22 protein-coding genes are annotated in these 24,275 nt (G+C 55.5%); 18 read left to right on the top strand and 4 right to left on the bottom strand.

Going from position 1 to position 24,275, the window contains the following annotated elements:
- Positions 1-61: 61 nt before the first annotated feature.
- Complete coding sequence (locus tag H6868_05165; protein MCB9988712.1) at positions 62-2,107, top strand: hypothetical protein; 2,046 nt, start codon at positions 62-64, stop codon at positions 2,105-2,107.
- Positions 2,108-2,166: 59 nt separating this feature from the next.
- A complete protein-coding gene (locus H6868_05160; GenBank protein ID MCB9988711.1) occupies positions 2,167-4,110 on the top strand; it encodes a hypothetical protein in 1,944 nt (647 codons plus the stop codon).
- Here the strand turns inward: H6868_05160 and H6868_05155 are convergent.
- Positions 4,034-4,471, bottom strand: coding sequence for a hypothetical protein (locus H6868_05155; GenBank protein MCB9988710.1), 438 nt, complete (start codon positions 4,469-4,471; stop codon positions 4,034-4,036). The genes H6868_05160 and H6868_05155 overlap by 77 nt on opposite strands.
- Positions 4,464-5,789: a flagellar protein export ATPase FliI gene (gene fliI, locus H6868_05150; GenBank protein MCB9988709.1), complete on the bottom strand. Its 1,326-nt coding sequence runs from the start codon at positions 5,787-5,789 to the stop codon at positions 4,464-4,466. Before fliI ends, H6868_05155 begins: the two co-directional genes overlap by 8 nt.
- 251 nt (positions 5,790-6,040) lie before the next feature.
- Between fliI and H6868_05145 the strand changes: the two genes are divergently transcribed.
- The 10 genes from H6868_05145 (at position 6,041) to H6868_05100 (ending at position 16,196) form a co-directional block, all read left to right on the top strand.
- Positions 6,041-6,751, top strand: coding sequence for a response regulator transcription factor (locus H6868_05145; GenBank protein ID MCB9988708.1), 711 nt, complete (start codon positions 6,041-6,043; stop codon positions 6,749-6,751).
- A gap of 80 nt (positions 6,752-6,831) precedes the next feature.
- Positions 6,832-7,383 carry a CDP-diacylglycerol--glycerol-3-phosphate 3-phosphatidyltransferase gene (gene pgsA, locus H6868_05140; protein ID MCB9988707.1) on the top strand — a complete coding sequence of 184 codons (552 nt, stop codon included), beginning with the start codon at positions 6,832-6,834 and terminating at the stop codon, positions 7,381-7,383.
- Positions 7,383-8,486, top strand: coding sequence for a quinone-dependent dihydroorotate dehydrogenase (locus H6868_05135; protein ID MCB9988706.1), 1,104 nt, complete (start codon positions 7,383-7,385; stop codon positions 8,484-8,486). Before pgsA ends, H6868_05135 begins: the two co-directional genes overlap by 1 nt.
- Positions 8,487-8,568: 82 nt before the next feature.
- Positions 8,569-9,978, top strand: coding sequence for an EAL domain-containing protein (locus tag H6868_05130; GenBank protein ID MCB9988705.1), 1,410 nt, complete (start codon positions 8,569-8,571; stop codon positions 9,976-9,978).
- Positions 9,979-9,984: 6 nt separating this feature from the next.
- Entirely contained in the window at positions 9,985-10,839 is an 855-nt protein-coding gene (locus H6868_05125) for a TIGR01459 family HAD-type hydrolase (protein ID MCB9988704.1), read from the top strand.
- A gap of 76 nt (positions 10,840-10,915) precedes the next feature.
- A complete protein-coding gene (locus tag H6868_05120; protein MCB9988703.1) occupies positions 10,916-12,712 on the top strand; it encodes an ABC transporter substrate-binding protein in 1,797 nt (598 codons plus the stop codon).
- Positions 12,713-12,714: 2 nt separating this feature from the next.
- Positions 12,715-13,515, top strand: coding sequence for a 3-deoxy-manno-octulosonate cytidylyltransferase (locus H6868_05115; GenBank protein ID MCB9988702.1), 801 nt, complete (start codon positions 12,715-12,717; stop codon positions 13,513-13,515).
- Complete coding sequence (locus H6868_05110; protein MCB9988701.1) at positions 13,505-15,346, top strand: O-antigen ligase family protein; 1,842 nt, start codon at positions 13,505-13,507, stop codon at positions 15,344-15,346. The genes H6868_05115 and H6868_05110 overlap by 11 nt, the downstream gene beginning before the upstream one ends.
- A complete protein-coding gene (locus H6868_05105; GenBank protein MCB9988700.1) occupies positions 15,343-15,963 on the top strand; it encodes a histidine phosphatase family protein in 621 nt (206 codons plus the stop codon). Before H6868_05110 ends, H6868_05105 begins: the two co-directional genes overlap by 4 nt.
- Positions 15,960-16,196, top strand: coding sequence for a SlyX family protein (locus tag H6868_05100; GenBank protein MCB9988699.1), 237 nt, complete (start codon positions 15,960-15,962; stop codon positions 16,194-16,196). The genes H6868_05105 and H6868_05100 overlap by 4 nt, the downstream gene beginning before the upstream one ends.
- 4 nt (positions 16,197-16,200) lie before the next feature.
- Here the strand turns inward: H6868_05100 and H6868_05095 are convergent, their stop codons facing one another.
- Positions 16,201-17,868 (bottom strand): hypothetical protein, encoded by a 1,668-nt coding sequence (locus H6868_05095; GenBank protein MCB9988698.1) that lies wholly within the window; start codon positions 17,866-17,868, stop codon positions 16,201-16,203.
- A 213-nt stretch (positions 17,869-18,081) separates the two neighbouring features.
- Here H6868_05095 and H6868_05090 point away from each other — a divergent pair, with 213 nt between their 5' ends.
- The 5 genes from H6868_05090 (at position 18,082) to H6868_05070 (ending at position 21,849) form a co-directional block, all read left to right on the top strand.
- Positions 18,082-19,182: a microcin C ABC transporter permease YejB gene (locus H6868_05090; protein MCB9988697.1), complete on the top strand. Its 1,101-nt coding sequence runs from the start codon at positions 18,082-18,084 to the stop codon at positions 19,180-19,182.
- Entirely contained in the window at positions 19,179-20,204 is a 1,026-nt protein-coding gene (locus H6868_05085; protein ID MCB9988696.1) for an ABC transporter permease, read from the top strand. The genes H6868_05090 and H6868_05085 overlap by 4 nt, the downstream gene beginning before the upstream one ends.
- A 187-nt stretch (positions 20,205-20,391) precedes the next feature.
- Positions 20,392-20,760 (top strand): hypothetical protein, encoded by a 369-nt coding sequence (locus H6868_05080; protein ID MCB9988695.1) that lies wholly within the window; start codon positions 20,392-20,394, stop codon positions 20,758-20,760.
- On the top strand, positions 20,761-21,276 hold the full coding sequence (locus H6868_05075) for a GNAT family N-acetyltransferase (GenBank protein MCB9988694.1): 516 nt from the start codon (positions 20,761-20,763) through the stop codon (positions 21,274-21,276). It begins immediately after the preceding gene.
- Between the two features lie 81 nt (positions 21,277-21,357).
- A complete protein-coding gene (locus H6868_05070) occupies positions 21,358-21,849 on the top strand; it encodes a macro domain-containing protein (GenBank protein MCB9988693.1) in 492 nt (163 codons plus the stop codon).
- Here the strand turns inward: H6868_05070 and H6868_05065 are convergent.
- Positions 21,846-22,574 carry a thiamine phosphate synthase gene (locus tag H6868_05065; protein MCB9988692.1) on the bottom strand — a complete coding sequence of 243 codons (729 nt, stop codon included), beginning with the start codon at positions 22,572-22,574 and terminating at the stop codon, positions 21,846-21,848. The genes H6868_05070 and H6868_05065 overlap by 4 nt on opposite strands.
- Positions 22,575-22,601: 27 nt before the next feature.
- Here H6868_05065 and H6868_05060 point away from each other — a divergent pair, with 27 nt between their 5' ends.
- The gene (locus tag H6868_05060; protein MCB9988691.1) at positions 22,602-24,221 is read left to right on the top strand and encodes an ABC transporter ATP-binding protein; all 1,620 of its coding nucleotides are present in this window, start codon (positions 22,602-22,604) and stop codon (positions 24,219-24,221) included.
- The last annotated feature ends 54 nt before the right edge of the window (positions 24,222-24,275 follow it).

Genomic DNA, 24,275 nt, shown 5'->3' with positions numbered 1-24,275 from the left:
CGGGCGACCGATTTTCACTTCCCTTGTTACAAAAAGTAGTTTGTGCGGTTAGAATAGCCGTATGAGTGATTCTGGTTCTACACAATTACCGCCGGAAACCCGCGTGGAAAGGCTTGCCTTTCCGCAAAGCCGCGCTGAGCTGAAAGTAAAAATCATTGAAATCCGCGGTGAAATCCGGGTGCAGAAAGCCCGTGAGAAAATGGAGGGCGAAATCGTCAAGCGCGCGCCCGACGGCAACGTCCGCATTCGCACTGAGCGTGGTGAAATAACCGTCAAAGTACAGGGAAACCAGCTGCCCGCCGAGGGACAAAAGGTTGAGATCGAGTTGCCCGCCGGGCGGCCGCCGCAACAGGTGACCATTCGCCCGGCGCCCGCGCCAGCCCAACAGGCTCCAGCCCCGCAGACTTCCTCTGTTCCGTCTGCACCTGCCCCGTCATCTCCGCAAGCCCAGCAGCCAACAACGCCGCCGCCGGACCGGACGTCGGTGCCGGTGACATCACAGCGGGCCGCGCCCCTGCCCCCCCCGCCCCAGACTACGGTGACCAGCCCGCCTCTGGAAAGCGGCCAGACGGTTCGCTTCCTGCCCCTGCCGCCGCATCAGGCCATACAGCCTGCGTCCGCACCGCTGGAAACGCTCTTGCCCCAGATAAGCACCCTACCGGTTCAAACGGCGCAAACCCTTGCCACGCAGGCCGTCCAGAGGGTTTCAGACAACCTGCTGCAGAATTTCATAAGGCTCCCGGCAACCGAAACGCCGTTCCTGACACAAAATGTCCTGCCCCGCCTGCCGGTTGCCCTGCCGGTACCGGGACAACCATTATCGTCGGCTTTGCCGCCCCCCGTGCAGATAGCTTTGACCCGGATCAACGATGTTTTCCTGCAACGCCCCCCTGTTTTTCAAATACCGGCATCCGTGTCCCTGCCATCGACGGCGACCACACCGCCGCTATCCGCCACTATTGTTCAAGCTGTGGCTGGACCCCCCATACAAACCGCGGCCCCGTCACCTGTTTTGCAAACCGGGCAAGCCCAGCCAGCCACCTTGCCGCCATCAATCGCAACCGGTTTCGAAAAACTTGATGGGCTTGTTTCCCGGATAGATCCGCCCCCTCTACAGTTAACCGTCCCGTCCAAACCCGGCATCCAACCGGCGTCCCCGCATCCCCCGGTGACGGCTCCGTCAACGCCTTCACAGCTCATAACCGGGAACCAGCCGGCCACCGCCCAAATTGCGCAGGTTACCGGCCTGACGCCGCAGGGTTTGCCTGTCGTTACCTTTTTTCAGCCCCCCGGTTTGTGGGATACGGAGAGTTTTGTCCTGCAATTCCGTGCAGGAAATTTGCCCGTTGGCAGCCAGATCCAGATCACCCCGCAAAGCGGCAGCCCGGTTCTTGCCATGGCACCGACCGCCCTATCGACAACAGGAAGCGCGGTGTTTGATCCGTTCCCGGCCTCGACCTGGCCGATTCTGGATGAGCTGAACCAAACCCTGCAACAAATCGCTCCGCAAGTCGCGCAGGCGTTACAACAAATATTGCCCAACGCCGCCAACACCGTGCGCATGCCTGTGGCGGCACTTCTTTTTATTGCCGCGGTGCGGTCCGGCGATCTGGGAAGCTGGCTCGGCGACAAAACCGTCGACGCCCTGCGCAAGGCAGGAAAAAGCGACCTCCTGAGTCGGCTGACGCGGGAAACAAACACGATTAACCGCCTGTCATCCGACCCGGCCACGCCAGAGTGGAAAGCCACCGCCCTGCCCCTGTTCGGGCAGCAGGACGATGTTTCAAAAATCATGATTTATTACCGGCAGGACGATCAAAAAAAGAACGATAACGAACAAGACAACAAAACCACCCGTTTTGTTTTTGATCTGACCATGACCCGCATGGGCGCCGTCCAGATCGACGGCCTGCACCGCCCCGGCAAGCTGGATATGATTGTTCGCACGGCACGCGGCCTTAGCCCCTCTATGCAACAAGCCCTGCGCGGCACCTATACCCATGCCCTCGAACAGACGGGATTGTCCGGGGAAATGTCGTTCCAGAGCCGTCCTGACCAGTTCCTGCAGTTCGCTCACAGCGAGTCCGGCCCCATAAAGCTTGCATAAAGTCTTTATTTACTTTATTTTCATAATCTTAACATGTGATATAGATTAAGGTTTAAACCGTGCCGGAGACGGATACAGAAAATCCCGTTTGGGAAAAATCTTTTCCCTATGAGCGTTCACTACGTTCGTGGCTGCATGCGCTGGCCGAGGCCCGCGGCCAGACGCCCGCGTATGTTCAGGAAAAACTTGAACAAACCATACGCAGCAAAGGCGCCATTATATCGCCGGATCATCTCGAAAACAGGCTGTTGCTGGCTTTGGCTGATGATGGGAATCCGGCCCGGCGCGCACAACAGGCTGATGTTTTGAACCATCTGAGAAATTTTATGGCTGATCTGGAGCCCCCGGAACACCTGACGGGGTGGCGGCAAAAACCGATCGTGCCCCGCATGGTGGGCCTGACCGCGTTGCAATCCCGGATTCTCGGACAGCCGGCAGCACTCGTCAAACTCGACATTACCAATATGGGCGGCACCAACAACCTGTACAAACAGCTTTTAAAGCAATCCAAGCTGGCGGGCATTTCCCGCCGGGATGCCGAACAGCAAGCCAAAACACTCACCGACCGGGCCACACGGATTTTGACGGCGATCATTGCCGATAATTTTGGACCACATATCGTTGAAAAGGCCCGTTCTGGCGGCGATGAGGCTATGCTGGCCGTTTCCGGCCTGAACCGCCACGATATTGAAAGCCGGATCAAAAAAATAGAAAAACAGATCACCACTTTTGTCAAAGAAGCCGGGTTAAACGAACATCCGCACGGAAAAGAGCCACACAACCGCCGCCGCCGGGGGTATGGCGGGGCGCTGGACTATGTTTACCTGCCGGATGTTACCGATGCGCAAAGCTTTGGCGAAGAAAGCAAAAAGGCCGATAAACAGATAAGTCTGCGCAAAAGATGGCTGGGCCAAAAGCAATTCGAGTCCCTGTCGAATTACGACAGGAGCCGCCCCGGCATTTCTAAAGATCGACTGTCGCGACGGTTTGGAGCGACGGCAATCGCCCAGGACAGTCTGAAAAATGCAGAAGCCGTGTTTAAAAAGTGGGAAACGGCCTTCCAGATCAAGCCGGAAGACCGCACAGCCAAACATCCGCTTCATACTTTGCAGTCACACCATGATTTTCATGATTATCCCTCGCGTGCGCAGCTTCAGAAAAGCCTGTTCCGTGAATTTATTTACACATTAAGTGAAACAAGTCCGGCGCTGGAAAACATGTCCCCTCATTTTAAAAATCTCCTGATGTTCCGGTTGTCCCCTTATCCCGGAATCGATCATGCGACCAATGCCCTGATGGGCCATGACCTGCCTGCACTGGCTGTTGTGAACACCAAAATTGCCCTGCAGCACTGGCATGCACAGGGACGCGATCCGCAAGCCACCATATCGGCGCTTGGCCTCAACATCCATAATCTTGGCGGTTTCAATGCCCTTGGCGGACAAGACAATGCCGATAAGTTGCTGGGATATGTCCGGGAACAGCTTATAGACAAAACGCTCTCCGAGATGGGCATCGACCCGGAGCATGTGCAAATCGCCCATTATGGCGGCGGGCAGTTCGTTATTCTGGGATTTCCTCCCGTTAAACCGGCAAAGTTTGATGTTTTGTCGGAGCGCTTGCAGAAAAAAGTAACCATTGCCAACAACATGCCGCTTTCCCAGATTATCGGTCATGGCTATCCCGGGACGCTGGGCACCGTCAAAAGCGACAAACCCGACCGTCAGAAAACCGAAAGCGGCTTAAATATTACGGTTATCCGCCATGATGTGCTTTTAGAAGACATTGCCGCCAACAAGATCCGAATCGGGCGCTTTGTCAACGACACCTATGAGGCTATTGACCAGAATATCAGCGCCTTGAGAGACTCTATACGGCGCGGCGATACAATGGAAGAACGCCAACAATTAATGGCGGAAGCCAGAGTCAGTTCGACGATTCTTCCACCAGATTCCGGCGATACTGGTCGATGGCGATATCATCCAGCTCCCGAGTCTCCTTAGCCTTCAGCTCCGCATCCTCGCGTTCCTGCCGGTTGCGGTCGACGATTTCGATTTTTTTCATTTCCGCAAAGGCGGCACGCATATCTTCCTGCGCCAGCGCAATCCGCGCTTCCATTTTATTGATGGCCGCTTCGATCCCGCGCAGTTTCAGCCGCGCCCCCTCCAGATAACGGCCCAGATAGGCCAATGTTTCCGCCTGCCCCAGCTCTTCGGCCATAGCGGTTTCCGTGTCCATTTGCTCTTCGATCTGGGATTTTTGCGCTTCCAGTTCCTGCATTTCGCGGAAAAGCTGGGCCAGAAGGCGCTGTTTTTCCTCGACGCCGTATTTGCGAAAGCGGATGAGGGGATCGAGATCAGCCATTTACAATCCCCGCCAACCGGGCAAAGCTCTCGTCGATTGTCGTGCAATCATCTTTGTTCTGGGTCAGGAATTCCTCGATCGCCGGATACAGACGTATGGCCTCGTCCACCGCCGGATCGCTGCCCTTGCGGTAGGCACCCAGCCGGATCAGCTCTTCCATATTCTCGTAGGATGTGACGACCTGTTTTGCCCGTCTCAGGATTGCGTTTTGCTCGTCGGTCAAAGCTTTGGGCATAGAACGGGAGACGGATTTCAACACATCAATCGCCGGATAGCGTCCCCGGTCGGCAATCTCGCGTTCCATGACGATATGCCCGTCAACAATCCCGCGCACGGCATCAGATACAGGCTCGTTGGTGTCATCGCCTTCCACCAGCACGGCAAACAGTCCGGTAATCGCCCCTGTACCCGGCGCGCCCGGCCCGGCGCGTTCCAGCAGGCGGGCAAGCTCGCCAAATGTGGTTGGCGGATAGCCTTTGGATGTCGGCGGTTCGCCCGAGGACAGTCCGATTTCCCGCTGCGCCATGGCAAAGCGTGTGACCGAGTCGATCAGGCATAGCACCTGCTTGCCCTGGTCCCTGAAATATTCGGCGACGGCCAGCGTCACGTAAGCGGCCTGCCGCCGCATCAAAGCGGGCTCATCACCTGTTGCGACAATAACAACGGATTTTTTAAGTCCTTCCGGCCCCAGATCGTCTTCGAGGAATTCCTGTACTTCGCGTCCCCGTTCACCGACCAGACCGATCACGGCGACCTCGGCTTCGGTATAGCGGGCCATCATTGACAGCAGGACCGATTTCCCGACGCCGGAACCGGAGAAGATCCCCATCCGCTGGCCCTTACAGGTCGCAAGAAACGTGTTAACCGCCCGCACCCCCAGGTCGAGCTGTTTGCCCATGCGCTGGCGGCTGTGCGGGGCCGGCGGGGCGTTACGCAGCGGAACCGGGTGCCCCCCCTGCTGCAGCGGGCCTTTCCCGTCGATGGGCTGCGCCATGCCGTTAATGACCCGGCCCAGCCATGTTTCATCGGGCATAATCACCGGATTGCCGTGCTGAATGATCGCCGGACAGCCCAGCGATACCCCCTCCAGCAGGCCAAAGGGCATCAACAGCGCCCGACCGTCCTTGAACCCCACAACTTCACAAGGAATATCGGTGCCCTTGTTCGGGCGCAGATGGACGTGCGAGCCAATCGAAAGGTCCGCGCCAAACCCGGCGATTTCAACCAACAAGCCAAGCACCTTTGTCACCCGCCCGTAGACCTCATGGTCGGGCATGGCGGCGATGGTGGCGGCGGCTTGTTCGGATAGACGGTCCATTTTTTACGATCTGTTATCTGTGCTTCGTTACCAGAGTTACACTGTAACAGTTTTCGGCTTTTCCGATAACCGATAACTGAAAACTGATTACCAACTTGTTAACCTTTCTTAACTCTGGTAAAATATTGTTAATAAAGATTAACAGATTCTTTTCCTGTCATTCTGAGTGAAACGAAGAAACTGGTGCCTTGTAATAAGATCCTTCGCTACGCTCAGGATGCCAGAAAGTTAAACAAAAAGGGTTCAAAATTATGCGCGTATTATTGGTAGAAGACGATACATCCACCGCCAAGTCGATTGAGCTGATGCTCAAATCCGAAGGCTATATCGTGGACACCACCGATCTGGGCGAGGATGGCCTGGAAATCGGCAAGATTTACGATTACGACATTATCATTCTCGACCTGATGCTGCCCGATATGGACGGCTATGAAGTGCTCAAACGCCTGCGCGCCGCCAAGGTCGAAACGCCGATCCTGATCCTGTCCGGGCTTTCCGAACTGGATAACAAGATCAAAGGACTGGGCTTTGGTGCCGATGATTACCTGACCAAGCCGTTTGATAAGCGCGAGCTGGTCGCCCGGATTCAGGCGATTGTCCGCCGCTCCCAGGGCCACGCGCAAAGCGAAATCGTCACCGGCAAAGTGAAAGTCAACCTTGATACACGCACCGTCGAAGTTGCCGGCAAGCCGCTGCACCTCACCGGTAAAGAATACGGTATCCTTGAACTGCTGAGCCTTCGTAAAGGCACGACGCTGACCAAGGAAATGTTCTTAAACCACCTGTATGGCGGCATGGACGAGCCGGAAGTCAAAATTATCGACGTATTCATCTGCAAGCTGCGCAAGAAAATCCAGAATGCCGCAGGCGGCGATAACTATATCGAAACCGTCTGGGGCCGCGGCTATGTCCTGCGCGATCCGGAGGCCGAAAAGGCCAAGCAGAAAGCGGCCAACGCCTAAACAGCCGCCGCCTGAAAATTCTTCAAAGACACCCGTTACAAACGGGTGTTTTTTTGTGAATGATCTGCTATACAGAGCAGATGATGAACAATTTTGCCAATATTCTGACGATTGCCCGGCTGGCGTTGCTGCCGGTGATTATCGTTTTGTTTTACATCCCGTTTGAATGGGCTGCGTGGACGTGCCTTGCACTTTACACGATCGGCGCGCTAACCGATTTCCTTGATGGCTGGGTCGCCCGAAAGTTCAATCAAATCACACCGTTCGGCAAGTTTCTTGATCCGATTTCTGACAAGATTTTTGTGGTGACGATGCTGCTGATGCTGGTTTCCGTCGACCGGATTACCGGGATATGGGCAGTGGCGGTTGTGATTATCCTGACGCGGGAATTCATGGTGTCGGGCATGCGGGAGTTTTTAGGGCCCAAAAACATCAAACTGCCCGTGACGAACCTGGCCAAGTGGAAAACCACGATCCAGATGGTCGCCACCGGGATTCTAGTGGTTGGCCCCTATGTACCGCTGGGGACGTTTATTGGCCAAATTGGCCTCTTGTGTGCCGCCGGTTTGACCGTTATGACTGGCTGGACATATTTAAAAACCGGCTTTGCCCATATGAAGGATGATGAATGATGCTTTCTGGTCTTTACAAATTTTCCCAGCCTGCCCTGTTCCTGATTGACCCGGAAAAAGCTCATGGCCTGACCCTGAAGGCATTAAAAGCCGGTTTAATTCCCCCCTGTAACGTGCCGCATGATCCGGCGCTGGAAGTAACACTATGGGGCAAGACCTTTGACAACCCGGTGGGACTGGCCGCGGGATTTGATAAAAAAGCCGCGGTTATGGGCCCGATCCTGAAGCTGGGTTTCGGTCACACCGAAATCGGCACCGTGACACCCAAAGCACAGCCCGGCAATCCGCAGCCGCGCCTGTTTCGCGATCCGGCGCACCACGCCGTTATCAACCGCATGGGGTTTCCCGGCGACGGGCTACCGCCTTTCAAGGCTAACCTTGAGGCCTTCCGCAACAATCCAAATCGTCCAGCCGGGGTAATCGGTGTTAATATCGGCATGAACAAGGGACAAACGGACCCGGCTTCTGATTTCGCCCTGCTCGCCCGTGAACTGGCGCCGCTGGCGGATTTTCTGGTGTTCAACGTGTCCTGTCCGAATGTAAAAGGTGTCTGCGACCTCCAGCAGCGCGAACCGTTCATGGACCTGGCAGGAAAAGTCATGGAAGCCGCCAAGGAGGCTTGTAACGGCAACCCGCCGCCGGTTATCGCCAAATTCGGCCCGAACCTGAGCGAAGCGCAGCAAGAGGAACTTGCCAAAGCCTCTCTGGAAGCCGGTATTGACGGGATTTCCCTGACGAACGGCAGCACCGCCCGCCCGGACTATCTGCCCAAGGATTTTGCCGCCGAACAAGGCGGACTGAGCGGCGATCCGGTGCGCGATCTGGCCACACAATCCATCACCAATTTCTACCGTCTGACTGGTGGTAAACTGCCGATTATCGGGCTGGGCGGTGTGTCATCGGGCAAAGATGCCTATGAAAAAATCAAGGCCGGGGCCAGCCTGATCCAGCTTTACACCGGGATCGTTTATCAAGGGCCGTGGGTCGCCGCGCAAATCAACCGGGATCTGCTGGCATTGATGAAAGCCGATGGCTACAGCCACATCAGCGAAGCCGTGGGTGCAGACCACCGGGATAGCACCACCTTGAAAAAGGCATCATAGCCTCTGCCAATTTCATGTTGAAAAGATTGGTCAATTCCTGATCTTTACTGGCGATTCGGGCGGCCTCTTGCTATGAGTCCTTATGCCCGTCAAACAAGCTAAAACAGCCGCATCAGGCTCCCGCAAAACGCCTGCGCCGTCAAAGGCGCAAGGGTCGCGCTTGTTTCACACACCCCCGCCCGCCGACAGCCGCGCCGTGTTTGACGACAGCAAGATCCGTTTGCAGGCCGCTATAGCCGCCGGGGGATGCGGGCTGGCCCTGATGCTGATCGGTCGTTATGCCTCGCTTGATTTCACCCTGATTATTGCCGCGCTTATGGCCCTGAGCGGCGTGATGGCTTACGACGCCATTGCCCGCCGCCGCTGGGAGCAAAACATCACGAATACCGTAACGCAGCTGGAAGCGAAGAATGAAAAGCTGACGCGCGAACTGCTCCGCAACCGCAATGAAATCACCGCCCTGAAAGATGGACTGGCCGAGATTGCCGAAACCGTAAAAACGCAGGGGCGGCAACTTCCGCCCGCCGCCAGCGCCGAAGGCCGGATGATCGGCACGATTGTCGAGCGCCTGAGCGTTATGGGCGATCAGCCAACCAGCACAAACAAGGCCGCTATCAAAGCCGTGCCGGATACCAGCCACCTGTTCTCTTTTGAATTGCCGCCGCCGCCAGACAGAGCGCCGCCGGAAAGCCGTCTGGACAATGCCATGGCTTCGGACACGGCGTCCCTCAGCGATATGGCCGTGATTGAAATGATCCACCGCGCCCTGAACGACAACCATCTGGAGGCTTTCCTGCAGCCTGTTGTCAAGCTGCCCCATCGTCAACCGGTGATGTACGAGATGCTGGGGCGTTTGCGCGCAGAAGGCGGACGATACCTGCCTGCCGCCCGTTATCTGGGGCTGGCCCGCGATGAAGCGCTGGTCCCGGCGCTGGATAATCAGGTCTTGCTGCGCTGCCTGCAATTCCTGCGCGATAAAGCCAGCAACCTGAAAGACGCGGTTTATATCATTAATATTTCCGCCGGGACGCTTGGCGATACGGGCTTTATGAACGCGCTGGTCAGCTTTTTATCGCGGAACAAAATGCTCGCCCGGCGGCTGGTTTTTGAAATTCCGCAAATCGAAATGGAAAACAGCGCCCGCGTCAAACCGTTCATTGACGGGCTAAGCCGTTTGGGCTGCCGGTTTTCCATGGACCGGGTGCGCAAGCGCCAGCTTGACTTTAACCGCCTAAAAAGTCTCCATGTCCGCTTTATCAAGTTCGATGCCGAATGGCTGATACAGGAAGCCGGCCTGCGCGGAGGGGCGGCGCGCATTGCCCACCTGAAGCGTGAGCTGGATGCGGCCGGGATCGAGTTGATCGCTGAAAAAGTTGAAAAACAGGAAATGGCCAAAGCCCTGATGGCGCTCGATATCCATTACGCCCAGGGTTATCTGTACGGTAAACCCGATCACCTGCATGCCTATCGCAGTTTAAAGAAAGCGGCCTAATCCCCGATGAGTAGTTATAAAATCCTAAACGGTCTTCAGGATGTCGTCGATCAGTACGATGTGTTTTTACTGGATGTATGGGGTGTCCTGCATGACGGCGTGGCCCCCTTCCCCGGTACGATTGATGCACTGAAACGATTGCAGGATGCCGGAAAAACCGTTTGCCTGCTCTCTAACTCCCCGGCGCGTTCAGCGGACCTGCGCTTCAATTTATCCTCCCAGTTTGCGATTGAGGCCGATCATTACAATCAAATCCTGTCCAGCGGCGAGGCTGCGTTCCTTGCCCTGCAACACGAAACCGGCACATACAAGGCCTACGCCAATTCCGATTTCTTTTTCTCGCAGATGAAAAACCTGCCGCTGCATGAAGCCTCGTCTGTCGAGCGGGCTGATTTTGTCATTAACGCCTATCATGCCGGACATGACTTCCCGATCCCCGTTCAGGAAGAGCTGAAAATCGCAGCGGCGGCCGGTATCCCGATGATCTGCGTTAATCCTGACATGGTGGTCCGGGTCGGGAACAGCACGACGCTTTGCCCCGGTACGCTGGCGGCGCTGTATGAGGAATGGGGCGGCACCGTGACCTATTACGGTAAACCGCACAAGCCGTTCTATGAACAGGCATGGGAATTATTGGGCCGCCTGGACAAGAACCGGATGGTCGCCGTTGGTGACGCCCTGCACACCGATATTCAGGGCGCCAACAATTTTGGGATTAACAGCCTGTTTAACCTGTCCGGCATTCATCTGGACGAGGTTTCCTGTTCAAAAACCGGAGAGTTGGCGGAAGGAAAACTTCTGGATCTGATTGACGGACAGCCGCACAAGCCTACGGCCATCCTTAACGGATTTTCATGGTAGGAAAGCAAACCTTGGTGTCCGATGATCTTCGTGTTAAATAACGATTGTTCCACAAACTAAAGACAAAGAGATTCTCATGCTCAGACTTACGATCACCCTGCTCTGCCTGCTGTTTACCGCGCCCGCTTTTGCCGAAGAGCCCGTCCATGCGCTGGCGATGCACGGCGCGCCGAAATACGGGGCCGATTTCGCGCATCTCGATTACGTGAATCCGGAGGCACCCAAAGGGGGCCGGATGCGCCTGTCGGCGCCGGAGACCTTCGATAGTCTGAACCAGTTCATCACCAAGGGCGTGTCCGCCGACGGTCTGAGCCTGATATACGACACTCTGATGGAAAAAAGCCTTGATGAGCCGTTTACCATGTATGGCCTGTTGGCGGAGAGCATTGAAACGCCCGAAGACCGGAGCTGGGTGATTTTCAACCTGCGCCCGGAAGCCAAATGGCACGACGGCCAGCCGATCACCGCAGAGGATGTTGTCTGGACGTTCAATACGCTGGTGGAAAAAGGCCGCCCGGCCTATCGCGCCTATTATCACAATGTCAAAAGCGTCGAGGCGCTGGATGAACGCAAGGTCAAGTTTACCTTTGATATGGGGGGAAATCTGGAACTGCCGCTGATCGTCGGCGAACTGCCGGTGTTGCCCAAGCATTACTGGACGGACGGCACTCATAATTTCGAAGAAACTTCTCTGGAACCGCCGCTCGGCAGCGGCCCTTACCGGATCGGCAAAGTCGACCCCGGCAAGGAGATGAGCTATGAGCGCGTGGCGGACTGGTGGGGCAAAGACCTGCCGATAGCCAAGGGCCGTTATAATTTCGATACGGTTGAATACAGCTATTACCGGGACCAGAACATCTCACTGGAAGCCTTGTTCGGCGATGCCTATGATTTTCGGCAGGAATACACCGCCAAGCTGTGGGCGACGGCCTATGACGCCCCGGCGGTCAAGGATGGCCGGATTATCAAGCGCCTGATTGAAAACGATCTGCCGCAGGGCATGCAAGGATTTGTCCTGAACCAGCGCCGCCCGCTGTTTCAGGATATAGCCGTGCGGAAAGCGCTGGATCTGACTTTTGACTTTGAATGGTCGAACAAGCAATTCGCCTATGATGCCTATACCCGGACCCGCAGCTATTTTGCCAATTCTGAAATGGAAGCCAAGGGCGTGCCGGAGGGGCGCGAGCTGGAAATCCTCGAACCGTTCCGCGGGCGCATCCCCGATGAAGCCTTTACGGAAGAATATAACCCGGCGCATACGGACGGATCCGGCAACAACCGCGCCAACCTGCGCAAGGCCATGAAGCTTCTGGACGATGCGGGCTATGTGATGGGCCCGGACGGCGTGCGCGTCCACAAGGATACCGGGGCGCGGCTGGAATTTGAATTTCTGGTCGCCAGCACAAACGGCGCTTTCGAGCGCTGGTTCATGCCGTGGAAACAATCTCTGGAAAAAATCGGCATCAAGGGCACGATCCGCATCGTCGACGCCGCCCAGTACATCAACCGGATCATGGATTTCGATTACGACATGATCGTCGGCAGCTTTGGCCAATCAACATCGCCCGGCAACGAACAGCGCGAATACTGGGGATCGGACCGTGCCGACACGCAAGGCTCGCGCAATTATATCGGCGTCAAAGACCCGGTGGTGGACGAACTGGTCGATATGATCGTCAGCGCGCCGAGCCGTGAAGAGCTTGTCCTGCGCTGCCGGGCGCTCGACCGCGTTTTGCAATGGGGCTATTACGTCGTGCCGAACTGGCATATTGCCGCGTGGCGTGTTGCCTACTGGGACCGATTCGGACAACCCGCCATTTCCCCGCCTTACGGCATGGGCGTTGTCGATACGTGGTGGAGTAAGGAGAAATAGACATGCGCTGCGCCATTATCATTCCCGCCCGATACGGATCGACACGGTTTCCCGGCAAGCCGCTGGTAAAAATCGCCGGACAATCCATGTTATCGCGCGTGGTGGAGGTCGGGCGCAAAGCTGCGGCGGCGCATGACAACGTAGCCCTGATGGTCGCGACGGAAGACCAGCGCATTGCCGATCATTGCGGCGAGATCGGCGTAGACTGCGTCATGACGTCCGATGCCTGCCGCACGGGGTCGGACCGCGTATTGGAAGCCGCGGAGAAAGCCGGCGGTGATTTCGATTTCCTGATGGGGTTGCAGGGGGACGCGCCGTTTACGCCCCTGTCCGCGATCAGCGCCATGCTGGCCGCCGTTTACAAAAACCCGGCCATCGAAGTGATTACCCCGGTCGTCAATTTACGCTGGAGCGAGCTGGACGATTTGTGCGCAGCCAAGAAGACCACGCCCTTTTCCGGCACGACGGCAATTATCGGCGCCGACGGGCAAGCAATCTGGTTTTCCAAGAATATCATCCCGGCGATCCGCAAAGAGGAAACCCTGCGGCAAGACACTGAATTTTCCCCCGTTCACCAGCATATCGGGCTGTACGGCTATCGCGCGGACGTGTTGAAACGCTTTGTCGCGCTGCCAGAGGGACATTACGAACGGCTCGAAGGGCTGGAGCAGCTGCGCTTCCTTGAAAACGGGATCGGCGTCCAGACCGTTACGATCGACGTTGATCTGGGGATGATACAGGCAGGGATCGACTCGCCGGAGGATGTCGAACGGGCCGAAAGGTTACTGGCCGATGCCCCGTAATATTGCCAGCGGTTTTACGGCTCTTGCCTTGATGGCGGCGTTTACCACCGCCCTGTTTTTTACCGGCTATACCAGTTTGCTCTATGCCCCTGTGGTTTTGGGATTATTGGTGGTGGCGGGTCTTTTGCTGTTCCCGGCCCTTTTGAAAAATGCGCTGTCTTTTCCCGCCGGGGCAGTCCCTTTGCTTTTGTTCGGATTCTGGCTATACGCAACCTTCAGCCTGATGGGGAGCACAATCCCCTTTGCCAGCATGGTCACATGGCTGATTTTCAGCGCGGCGCCCCTGCTGTTTTTCTGTTTGCTGGCCGGGCCGGACAGAAACACTGTCCTAAAAGCCGCCGTTTTCGGCCTGATGATGGCCTTGTCGGTCCTCGCCGGGTGGACGGTGATTGATTACCTGTTTCTCGGCGGCGGGATGGCCGGGCGGGCGCATGCGCCGCTGCCCAACCCGAATACGCTGGCGGGGCTTATGAATCTGGGGCTGTTCCCGGCGCTGGCGCTTTTCCTGTCCGCCCGGAACCATGACATCCCGAAGCTGGCGCTGGCCTTGCTTTTTTTCGCGGCGTTGCTGGCCACAGAAAGCCGGGGGGGAATCCTGAGCGCCCTGATTGCCGGGGGCGTTTTGCTGTTTGCCCTGCGGCCTGTTCTCTGCCGGAAAAAGCTCCTGAGCCTGCTGATCGCAACCGCCCTGATTTTCGGTGCGTTCCAGTTTGCCGGACAGTCGGCGGAAAGGCTGACGGGACTGGCGGCGCCCGGTCAGCAAAAAGAAATCGTGGCCCGCATGGCCATCTGGCAATCGACCGTGGCGATGATCAAGGATCACCCCTTCAAGGGAACCGGGTTGGGTACGTTTTATCAAACGTACCCGGCTTACCGCGCGCCGGACACGGATAATTCCAGCGGCCATTGGGCGCATAACGACCCGCTGCAATTCTGGGCGGAGATGGGCGCGGCAGCCCCGTTGCTGTTTTACGCTTTGCTGATCGGTATTCTGTGGCAGACCATCAGGGCTTTGCGCGCCCTGCCCCGCGATTCAGAGCTGCGCGCGCCGATCATGGGGATATTTGCCGCCCTGCTGGCGCTGGGGCTGCATACGCATGTCTCGTTTCATCTTTATATTCTGGCGATCCTGATTATTTGCGGTGTCTGGCTGGCGGCGTGGTATGCCCTGACGGCGGCGGCGCTGGAAGAACCTTCGTTCAAGCCGGCCCTGTTATCCCGGCGTCAGCGCATCATCGCCCCCTTGGGCCTCCTTGCGGTTTTCATGGTCTGTGGCTGGATGGCCGTCAGCAGCGCGCTCGGCATGCATTATTTGCTGGCAGCCAAAACGGCCATCCGCGTCGGCGATATCGGCAGCTTTACAACCGCCATTGATAAAGCCCGGCGCTATGGCCCGGCCAGCTTTATCGACCCGGACGTGCATCTGGCGGGTCTGTATATTGATTTACAGGTCGCGCCGGGGGTTTTGTTTACCGAAAACGAACAGGCCGATATGGCTGCGCAAGCCCACGTCTTGCTCGACCGGGCGCAGCGCCTGAACCCGCACTGGGCGGAAATCGACCACAAGCGCGCAAAGCTTTACATGGCCACAAACGAACCGGATAAAGCCCTGGCGTCGTGGGAAACCGCCGTAAAGAAGAATCCCCAGCATTACAAAGCCCGGCGGGAACTGGCGGCCTTATATATGCAGCGCGGGATGCCCCTCAAAGCCTACCAGGTTCTGGAGGCCGGTTTACATTACCCGCACAACCAGACGGTTGACGCGGCGTTTAAAACCCTTATGAAAGAGATTGAACCTCTGGCCCGGCTACAAAGGCAATACCAACCATGAGCACAACCCTGATTATCGCCCGTCACGGCAATACATTCGGTCCCGGCGACACGCCGACCCGCGTGGGCGGGCGCACCGATTTACAGCTGGTTGAAAAAGGCCGGGAACAGGCGCAGGCTATCGGGACATACCTGAATAAAAACAGACTGATACCGGACGTTATTTATGCAGCGCCTTTAAAACGGACCATGGAAACGGCGGCGCTGGCCGTCAAAACGAGCGGCGTCACAAACCCCGTGTATCAACTTGATATATTTAAAGAAATCGATTACGGGCCCGATGAAAACAAAACCGAGGATGACGTCATCGCCCGGATCGGGGAACAGGCTATAAAAGACTGGGATGAGCAAGCAATCGTTCCCGATGGCTGGCAGGTCGATCCCGATGAAATTATACAAAACTGGATAAATTTCGCCGCGCATATTACCGAGCACGACGATAATGAGACGATTTTGGTTGTGACCTCCAACGGGATTGCCCGGTTTGCGCCCCATATTACCGGGGATTTTGAGGGTTTTGCCCGCGATCATAAAATCAAGATTTCAACCGGCGGCCTGTGCATTTTCGAACATGACGGCAGCCAATGGACCGTCAAGGACTGGAATATAAAACCATGAACGAAGAAGATCGCCTGACCACTATCGAAACCCAGATCGCTCATCAGGACCAACAGATTCAGGAGCTCAACGCCGTTATCACCGAACAGTGGAAGGTAATTGATGCGTTAAAGGCCAAGTTACTGCGTGCCGAGGACAAGCTGGAGGAACTGAGATACCGCTCGGAGACCGGCGATGGCGAGGGATTATCCCCCACCGAGATCGCTGCCCGCGACAAACCGCCGCATTACTGATTGTTTAAGACCGCACATCCGACAAGAAAGAATGAACCTCGGCGTTCAGGCGTGACGCTTGCTCCGCGAGGTGCGCCGATGCCTCCAAAACGCGGCCGGTGGCTTGCCCGGTTTCCTGCGACGCCGCCCTGATTTGCTCGGACTGGGATGTCGTCGAGGAGACATCCATGGATGCTTTCTGGATGTTGCTAACGATATCCTGCGTCGCCGCTTCCTGTTCTTCAACTGCCGCGGCAATAGCCGACGTGATCTCGTTAATATTGGCAATCACGGCTGCGATCTTGCGAATATCTTCGACGGCTTCTTTTGTCTCATTCTGGATTTCGCCGATCTGCGACGCGATTTCGCCGGTCGCCGCCTGCGTTTGGGTTGCCAGATTTTTGACTTCCGATGCCACAACAGCAAAGCCTTTCCCGGCATCTCCGGCACGGGCCGCTTCGATCGTCGCGTTCAGGGCCAGAAGATTGGTTTGCTCGGCGATGTCGGTAATCAAGCTCACCACGTCGCCGATTTTCTGCGCCGATTCAGACAAGTTGGCCACTTTCGTGTTTGTTTCCTCGGCCTGACGGCTGGCGTCAGAGGCCACTTTGGCCGAACGACCGACCTGCTGGCTGATCTCACCGATGGAGGCCGTTAGCTCTTCGGCGGCGCTGGCTACCATATTCACGTTCTCAGCCGTACGGCTCATAGACTGGGAGACTTCCCCGGTCAGCCCCGTTGTTTTATCAACGATACCGCCCATTGTTTCCGCCGTTTTTTGTGTCACAGACACCTCATTCGCAACCGAAGAAACAATCGTGCCGACCGTGCTTTCAAATTTTTCGGCAATCGCCATCATTGTCGTCTTCCGTTCCTGTTCAGCTAACTTGGCATTTTCTATGGCTTTCTTACGGGCTTCCTCTGTCGATTTTTCCTTACATGACTGCATGGCGCGGGCAATATCACCGATTTCATCGTGACGCTCCTGTGCCGGGACAGAAACATCAGCAGCATTTTCCGCAGATGCCAGTTCACACATAGCCCCGCTCATGTCCTGTAGTGGCCGGACCAGGCTTTTCTGGCCGTAAATAACAAAGAAAACAATGAAGACGACGGAAGAAAGAATAATGATAATGCCAAGGACAATGCTGAGCTTGATTAATTTTTTTGATTTTTTCTCAATGCCTCCCGAATAACTCAGCATTTTTTCGGATACTTCCTCCATCGCGCCTTCCAGAACTTCAAACTGCCTTTGCACACTGCCAAGATCAACGGCGGCATTCGTGCCATCGCGGGCAATCGTTCCAACCAACCCCTCCACAGAGGCTATATACCTCTCAAGCGGCTCATTAAGTTCGCTCAGAGCCTTTACAATTCCCGGATTAAGCGGCAATTTTTTATTGGCGGCAACCACGCCGCGGAAGGTTTCAGCATTCTCACGGGTTTCTTTCAGGACATTCTGGCGTTCGGCATACGATCCGTTGACAAAATACATACCCTGATAAACGTTGGCCAACATACCATCGTGCATCATATCGCCTTCCATATGGTTCTGGATGGCCTGCGCCATGGTCAATTCTTCCCCGATCAAATTCCCCAATCGGGTCATAGACCAGAACCCCACAGCAGATATAAACAGAAAGATCAATCCCAGAGCCGCGCTCAAAACGTAGAATGAATGCTTGATTGTCATGTTTTCCCCTTCCACACAAACAATACGCAATATTGGCTGAAATATATTCAGAAATATATGTTTGTTATAGTAACACCACCACTGTTGAATTAATAGCCAATAATGGCCAAATAAAAAACTGGGATTATGGTATTTTTATCAATATAGCTTCTCTATGGCATCCCTGATTTAAGGCTCTTGGCTTTTGCCGAGAACGCTGTAAAATCCTTTCCCATGCTCAACTACATTCTCAAACGGCTGCTGTTGATGATCCCCACGCTGCTCGGCATTATGCTGGTAGCGTTTGTGATTGTGCAGTTCGTGCCCGGCGGCCCGGTCGAACGCATGATCGCCGAGCTTCAGGGCCATGGCGGTGATGCCACGGCCCGCATTTCCGGCGGGGGCGGCGACATGGCAGCAGGCAGCATGGCGCAGGCCACAGGCCAGACATCGCAGTACCGCGGCGCGCAGGGACTCGACCCCGAATTTATTGCCGAGCTGGAGCGTATGTACGGATTCGACAAACCCGCCCATGAACGATTCATCCAGATGGTCAGTCACTATGCCCGTTTTGATCTGGGGGAGAGTTATTACCGCGACATTTCGGTGATTGATCTGGTGCTGGAAAAAATGCCGGTGTCGATCTCACTGGGGTTGTGGTCGACGATTATCATTTACCTGATCTCGATCCCGCTCGGCATCAAAAAAGCCGTGAAGGATGGCCAGCCGTTTGATGTGTGGACCAGCGCCGCCGTGTTTATCGGTTATGCGATTCCTTCGTTCATGTTCGCGATTTTGTTGATTATCCTGTTTGCCGGCGGGCGATATTTTGACTGGTTCCCGCTGCGCGGACTGGTGTCTGACGGCTGGCAAGAGATGAATACGATTCATCTCGTATTGGATTATTTCTGGCACATGGCCCTGCCGATTGCGGCGATGGTTATCAGCGGCTTTGCGGGCCTGACGATGCTGACCAAGAACAGTTTTCTGGACGAGATCAACAAGCAATACGTCCTGACGGCGCGCGCCAAGGGGCTATCCGAAAAGCGGGTGTTGTACGGTCATATCTTCCGCAACGCCATGCTGATCGTGATTGCCGGGTTTCCCAGCGCGTTCCTGTCGATTTTCTTTACCGGATCGCTGTTGATCGAGGTTATTTTCAGTCTCGACGGGCTTGGTTTGCTGGGGTATGAGAGCGTGATTAACCGCGATTATCCGGTGGTTTTAGGAACGCTGTATTTCTTTGCCCTGATCGGGCTGGTCATGACGTTGATAAGGGACGTGGTTTACGTCTATGTCGATCCCCGGATTGATTTTGAGGCACGAACGGTATGACCCTTTCCCCCATCACACAGCGGCGGTTAACGCAGTTCCGGGCCAACAAGCGCGGATTCTGGAGCCTGTGGCTTTTCCTCGCGCTGTTTATTATTGCGATGGCGGCGCCGCTGCTGGCCAATGACAAACCGTTGCTGGTCAAATTCGACGGGGGGTATTACGTACCGCTGCTCAAGGCCTATCCCGAAACCGTGTTTGGCGGGGATTTTGAGACCGAGACCGCCTATCGCGACCCGTATGTGAAGGAGCTGATTGACGCCAAGGGCTGGATCATCTGGCCGCCGGTACGGTTTTCCTATGACACGATTAATTACGATCTGCCAACCCCGGCGCCCTCGCCGCCGACCGCCGAGAACTGGCTGGGGACCGACGACCAGGGGCGCGACGTTCTGGCCCGTGTGATTTACGGTTTCCGGATTTCGGTACTGTTCGGCCTGATCCTGACGGTCATCAGCTCAGCGGTCGGGATTGTCGCCGGTGCGTTCCAAGGATTTTACGGCGGTTGGCTGGACCTTATCATGCAGAGGGTGATCGAGATATGGTCGTCCCTGCCCTCGCTTTACATCCTGATTATTTTCTCGGCGATGTTCGTGCCGGGATTTTGGACGCTGCTTCTTATCCTGCTGTTGTTTTCATGGGTGAGCCTCGTTGACGTGGTGCGGGCAGAGTTCCTGCGCACCCGGAATTTCGATTACGTGCGCGCGGCCAATGCGCTGGGCGTCGGCAATACGACGATCATGTTTCGCCATGTGCTGCCCAATGCGATGGTGGCGACGCTGACTCTGATGCCGTTTATCCTGACCGGATCAATTACGGCACTGACCAGCCTTGATTTTCTTGGGCTGGGCCTGCCGCCCGGCAGCCCGTCGCTGGGCGAGCTTCTGGCGCAGGGCAAAAACAATCTGCAAGCCCCGTGGCTGGGCTTCACGGCGTTCGTCACGCTGGCGCTGATGCTGTCCTTGCTGACCTTTATCGGGGAAGCGGTACGCGATGCGTTCGACCCGCGCAAAACCCGGATATGAAAATATAAATTTTCTGAGGAAATTATGAAGGTTATCCTTGCTGAACAAGGAACATTCTTTCACCTTACGCCTTACAAAAAAATAAAACAAGCTTGTTTTATGAAAAAATAAAGGTTATACAAAGCGCAAAATAATAAAGAATAGAAGGGTGTAGAAAATGCACAATCGATATATATGCGGCGCTGTCATGAGCAATGGTACGCGTGAGTTTAAAGATGTCCCCAAAAGTATTCAGCACGAACAACTATGCCTTTATTTCGGTGAGAAGGCCGCTGCCATCGTCCGTTATACCTTCGGTATGGACCCGCAACACGCCGCCGCGATGTTAAATATCGGTCATTGCGTCCACATCTCTGACAACAATCGGTTGGAAAATAAAGCCATTTCGCTGGCGGTTGAGGTACAAGACAAGCCCCCCGCGACACTGACCGTCGAAGAAGAAGCTCGTTTGCAGCGTTTGCATACTATTGCCCAAAACACAGACCCCATGACAAAAAACCTGGGCACACCGCAAGAACCAATTCGCGATTACGGCCCCAAACCGACTGCGGCATAGATGAAACCGGGCACGCTCTCTTCCGGTTTTCTCGATCAAGCCTGCGCGCTACAAGATACCGTCTTGCAGGATTTGACGCGGCGCGGCCAATCCCATTTCATCATCCCGCGTAGCCGGGCCTATTTCGAAAAGCATTTTGAACCGCCGCACGCCATAGCCGGGATTTTTGATGGCGAAAACCTTATCGCGCAGGCCCTTTTTCATTTTCAGGAATTCGATATGCCGGATTATACGCGGATGCCCACCCTGCCCGGCCAGCAAAACGGCGACACGTTTGCCGTCATCAAAGGCGCTCTGGTTCACCCCAACCATCAGGGACGGGGGCACATGGGACGTCTGGTGGGCTCCTTTCTGGACTGGTGCCGTGAAAACCACATTCGTCACGCCCTGTCCCGTGTTGAGATCAATCACGCGGCCAGTCTTTATATCTTCGAGAAAAACGGGTTCACAGTCGTCAACACCATCACCGACGCCCGCGATGATGCGCATGTGCATGTTATGCACCGGGTAATTTAAGTCTTCTTGTGTCTCTCGACACTTCCTCTTGTTATGCGCTATAAAGTTCTCAGTAAAACATTTTCAGGAAAGATTACCCCCATGACCATCCGCGAAGTAGAAGGCGACATTCTTTTAAGTGATGCGCAAGCCCTTGCCCACGGCATTGCGCCCAACGACCATTTTACGCAAGGTTTGGCACTGGCCTTGCGCGAGCGTCGCCCTTCCATGCCGAAGGATTTTCATCATTACTGCCATCTCAACCACCCCAAACCGGGCGGCGCATGGGTATGGGCCGGTGTTCAGGGAAGAACCATCATTAACCTGATGACTCAGGAAGAAGCCCCCAGTCACAACCAGCCGCCGGGAAAAGCCCAAACCAAATACGTCAATCATGCCCTGAAAGAGCTGCGAAAAATCATTGAAAAAGAAAATATAGAAAGCATTGCCCTGCCACGTTTGGCCACGGGTGTCGGCGGACTGGACTGGGCCGATGTCCGGCCGTTGATCGAACAGCATCTTGGCGATCTGGACATTCCCGTTATTCTCTACACGACATATACCGCAGGAAAGAAAGCCGCCGAAGGCCTTTAGGCCTGCCCTTTGGTTTTCTGGTCATCCAGCGCCAGATCAATCGCGTGCAGCATATTGACGGTGCCCTGCATGACGCCCTTGCCATGTGACCAGATATAATCCCCGGCATCAATAAACGCCGCGCCGGCCTGCACCCAATAAGCCACATGGTCGTTGGAGATGTGACCTTCGATCACGGCGGGCATGTCGGACAGGATCGTCCAGAAGCGTAAATCTTCAGGGTTGGGAAACACGTTGCCACCGGTGCCGAATGTCACAAAATCAACGCCGGCATCATGGGCCGCGCAGGATTGTTCTTTCACGGCCTCTTTTGATTTTTCGCCCCTAGACGCCGCGACACTACATGCCAGGCCAACAATTCCTTCCTCGCCGAACAATTCACGGGCCGCCGCCATGTCATCCAGCGTTTCCAGCAATACGCCATCGGCATCAATCTCATGCGCCACGGACGGCACGCCGCGATAGATACAAGCCACGCCATTGCTTTTGGCAAAGGCGCAGACCAGCGCCGCTTTTTCCCTGAAATCCTGATCTTTGCCGTTACCGAAAATTTCAAGCGCGTGCATATTACGCTCGTAATCCGATCCGTTAACGACATAGAAAATCTGGCGCAGGTCGCGCAGCACTTCTTCCAGCGCCAGATCCGGACCGACGCGCAGCCACAGCCCGACCGCCGGAGCGCCTGCTTTTCCTGTTGATTGCGATGATGTTTTCTCTGTGCTCATAAGTCTCTCTATGCTTTAATAGCCGCCATGCCTGACACACTATTAGAAATCAAAGACCTATCCGTCAACTTCAAAACGCCCGGCGGGGTGTTTGAGGCTGTTAAAAGCGCATCATTTAACATCAAAAAAGGCGAGACACTGGCGCTGGTCGGGGAAAGCGGATCGGGGAAATCCGTCACAGCCCTTTCTATCATGCAGCTTTTGCCCTATCCGCTGGCGGCGCACCCGGCAGGATCTTCGATTGTTTTTGACGGACAGGAGCTGGTCGGCGCCCCCGAATCCCTGATGCAGACCATCCGCGGCAAACGGATCGGGATGATTTTTCAGGAACCGATGAGTTCCCTTAATCCTCTGCACTCGATCGAACGGCAAATCGGAGAAGTGTTGCGGCTGCACCAGAATATGAGCAAGGATCAAGCCCGCGACCGGGTTAAAGAGCTGCTGGACCTGGTTGGCCTGCCAAAAATGAAAGAGCGTTTGGACGCCTATCCGCATGAGTTGTCCGGCGGGCAACGCCAGCGGGTTATGATTGCGATGGCGCTGGCCAACAACCCGGACTTGCTGATCGCCGATGAACCGACAACCGCGCTGGACGTCACGGTGCAGGCGCAGATTCTGGAATTGCTCGATGATTTGAAAAAGCGGCTGAACATGGCGCTTTTGATTATCACGCATGATCTGACGATCGTTGAGAAAATGGCCGATACGGTTTGTGTCATGAAAAACGGCGTAATCGTCGAACAGAACGCCTGCAAAGCCCTGTTTAAAAATCCGGAACATGAATACACAAAAATGCTGCTGAGCGCCCAACCAAAAGGGGTGATCGTTGCCACCAACGATGACGCTTTGACCGTTGTGACCGGGCGCGCGATCAAAGTCCATTTTCCCAAGAAGAAAAATTTATTCGGCAAAGTAACGCAGTGGGTCAAGGCCGTCGACGGGGTCGACGTTACGGTTCGCGCCGGGCAGACGCTGGGCGTTGTCGGGGAAAGCGGCAGCGGCAAAACCACGCTGGGGCTGGGGCTGCTGCGCCTGATCGGCTCACAAGGAGCGATCGTTTACAAGAGCACCAACATTTCGGCCTATAACCGCCAGCAGATGAAGCCGCTGCGTGAAGACATGCAGATCGTGTTTCAGGACCCGTTTTCTTCCCTGTCCCCGCGCATGAGCATCGGCCAGATTATCGGGGAGGGTTTGAAGGTCCACCGGGCACATCTTTCAAAAGCCGAACGGGACGATCTGGTCGTCAAGGCTCTGGAAGACGTGCATCTTGATCCCGCGACGCGCCACCGCTATCCGCATGAATTTTCCGGCGGGCAGCGCCAGCGCGTTTCGATTGCCCGTGCAATGGTGCTGGAACCCGATTTCGTGGTGCTGGATGAGCCAACGTCGGCGCTTGACCTGTCGGTGCAGGCGCAAATCGTCGATCTGCTGCGGGAATTGCAGGAGCGGCATAACCTCGCTTACATGTTTATCAGTCACGATTTACGGGTAGTCCGGGCGATGGCTCATGACTTGCTGGTAATGAAAGACGGTAAAATCGTCGAATCCGGCCCGGCGGCACAAATCTTCGATAACCCGCGCGAAGAATACACCAAAGCCCTGATGGACGCGGCGCTGAATTTGAAAGCGCGGACAGCGGCGTGATAGAATAGTAGTTTGCAGTACTTTTTCCTTGCCTTGCGGGTTTTTCACCTGTAT

It is taken from the genome of Rhodospirillales bacterium (assembly GCA_020638175.1).
In the GTDB taxonomy this organism is placed as follows: domain Bacteria; phylum Pseudomonadota; class Alphaproteobacteria; order Micavibrionales; family Micavibrionaceae; genus JACKJA01.
The sequence above is the reverse complement of the archived record's forward strand: the minus strand, read 5'-3'. Positions and strand labels throughout refer to the sequence as shown.

Coding starts and splice junctions, on each gene's coding strand:
- fliI (MCB9988709.1), bottom strand. CDS start 5,789: ATGGACCGTCTATCCGAACAAGCCGCCGCCACCATCGCCGCCATGCCC.
- H6868_05135 (MCB9988706.1), top strand. CDS start 7,383: ATGCTTTCTGGTCTTTACAAATTTTCCCAGCCTGCCCTGTTCCTGATT.
- H6868_05155 (MCB9988710.1), bottom strand. CDS start 4,471: ATGGCTGATCTCGATCCCCTCATCCGCTTTCGCAAATACGGCGTCGAG.
- H6868_05060 (MCB9988691.1), top strand. CDS start 22,602: ATGCCTGACACACTATTAGAAATCAAAGACCTATCCGTCAACTTCAAA.
- H6868_05085 (MCB9988696.1), top strand. CDS start 19,179: ATGACCCTTTCCCCCATCACACAGCGGCGGTTAACGCAGTTCCGGGCC.
- H6868_05070 (MCB9988693.1), top strand. CDS start 21,358: ATGACCATCCGCGAAGTAGAAGGCGACATTCTTTTAAGTGATGCGCAA.
- H6868_05065 (MCB9988692.1), bottom strand. CDS start 22,574: ATGAGCACAGAGAAAACATCATCGCAATCAACAGGAAAAGCAGGCGCT.
- H6868_05165 (MCB9988712.1), top strand. CDS start 62: ATGAGTGATTCTGGTTCTACACAATTACCGCCGGAAACCCGCGTGGAA.
- H6868_05125 (MCB9988704.1), top strand. CDS start 9,985: ATGAGTAGTTATAAAATCCTAAACGGTCTTCAGGATGTCGTCGATCAG.
- H6868_05145 (MCB9988708.1), top strand. CDS start 6,041: ATGCGCGTATTATTGGTAGAAGACGATACATCCACCGCCAAGTCGATT.
- H6868_05120 (MCB9988703.1), top strand. CDS start 10,916: ATGCTCAGACTTACGATCACCCTGCTCTGCCTGCTGTTTACCGCGCCC.
- H6868_05095 (MCB9988698.1), bottom strand. CDS start 17,868: ATGACAATCAAGCATTCATTCTACGTTTTGAGCGCGGCTCTGGGATTG.
- H6868_05090 (MCB9988697.1), top strand. CDS start 18,082: ATGCTCAACTACATTCTCAAACGGCTGCTGTTGATGATCCCCACGCTG.
- H6868_05110 (MCB9988701.1), top strand. CDS start 13,505: ATGCCCCGTAATATTGCCAGCGGTTTTACGGCTCTTGCCTTGATGGCG.
- H6868_05080 (MCB9988695.1), top strand. CDS start 20,392: ATGAGCAATGGTACGCGTGAGTTTAAAGATGTCCCCAAAAGTATTCAG.
- H6868_05105 (MCB9988700.1), top strand. CDS start 15,343: ATGAGCACAACCCTGATTATCGCCCGTCACGGCAATACATTCGGTCCC.
- H6868_05130 (MCB9988705.1), top strand. CDS start 8,569: ATGCCCGTCAAACAAGCTAAAACAGCCGCATCAGGCTCCCGCAAAACG.
- H6868_05075 (MCB9988694.1), top strand. CDS start 20,761: ATGAAACCGGGCACGCTCTCTTCCGGTTTTCTCGATCAAGCCTGCGCG.
- pgsA (MCB9988707.1), top strand. CDS start 6,832: ATGATGAACAATTTTGCCAATATTCTGACGATTGCCCGGCTGGCGTTG.
- H6868_05115 (MCB9988702.1), top strand. CDS start 12,715: ATGCGCTGCGCCATTATCATTCCCGCCCGATACGGATCGACACGGTTT.
- H6868_05100 (MCB9988699.1), top strand. CDS start 15,960: ATGAACGAAGAAGATCGCCTGACCACTATCGAAACCCAGATCGCTCAT.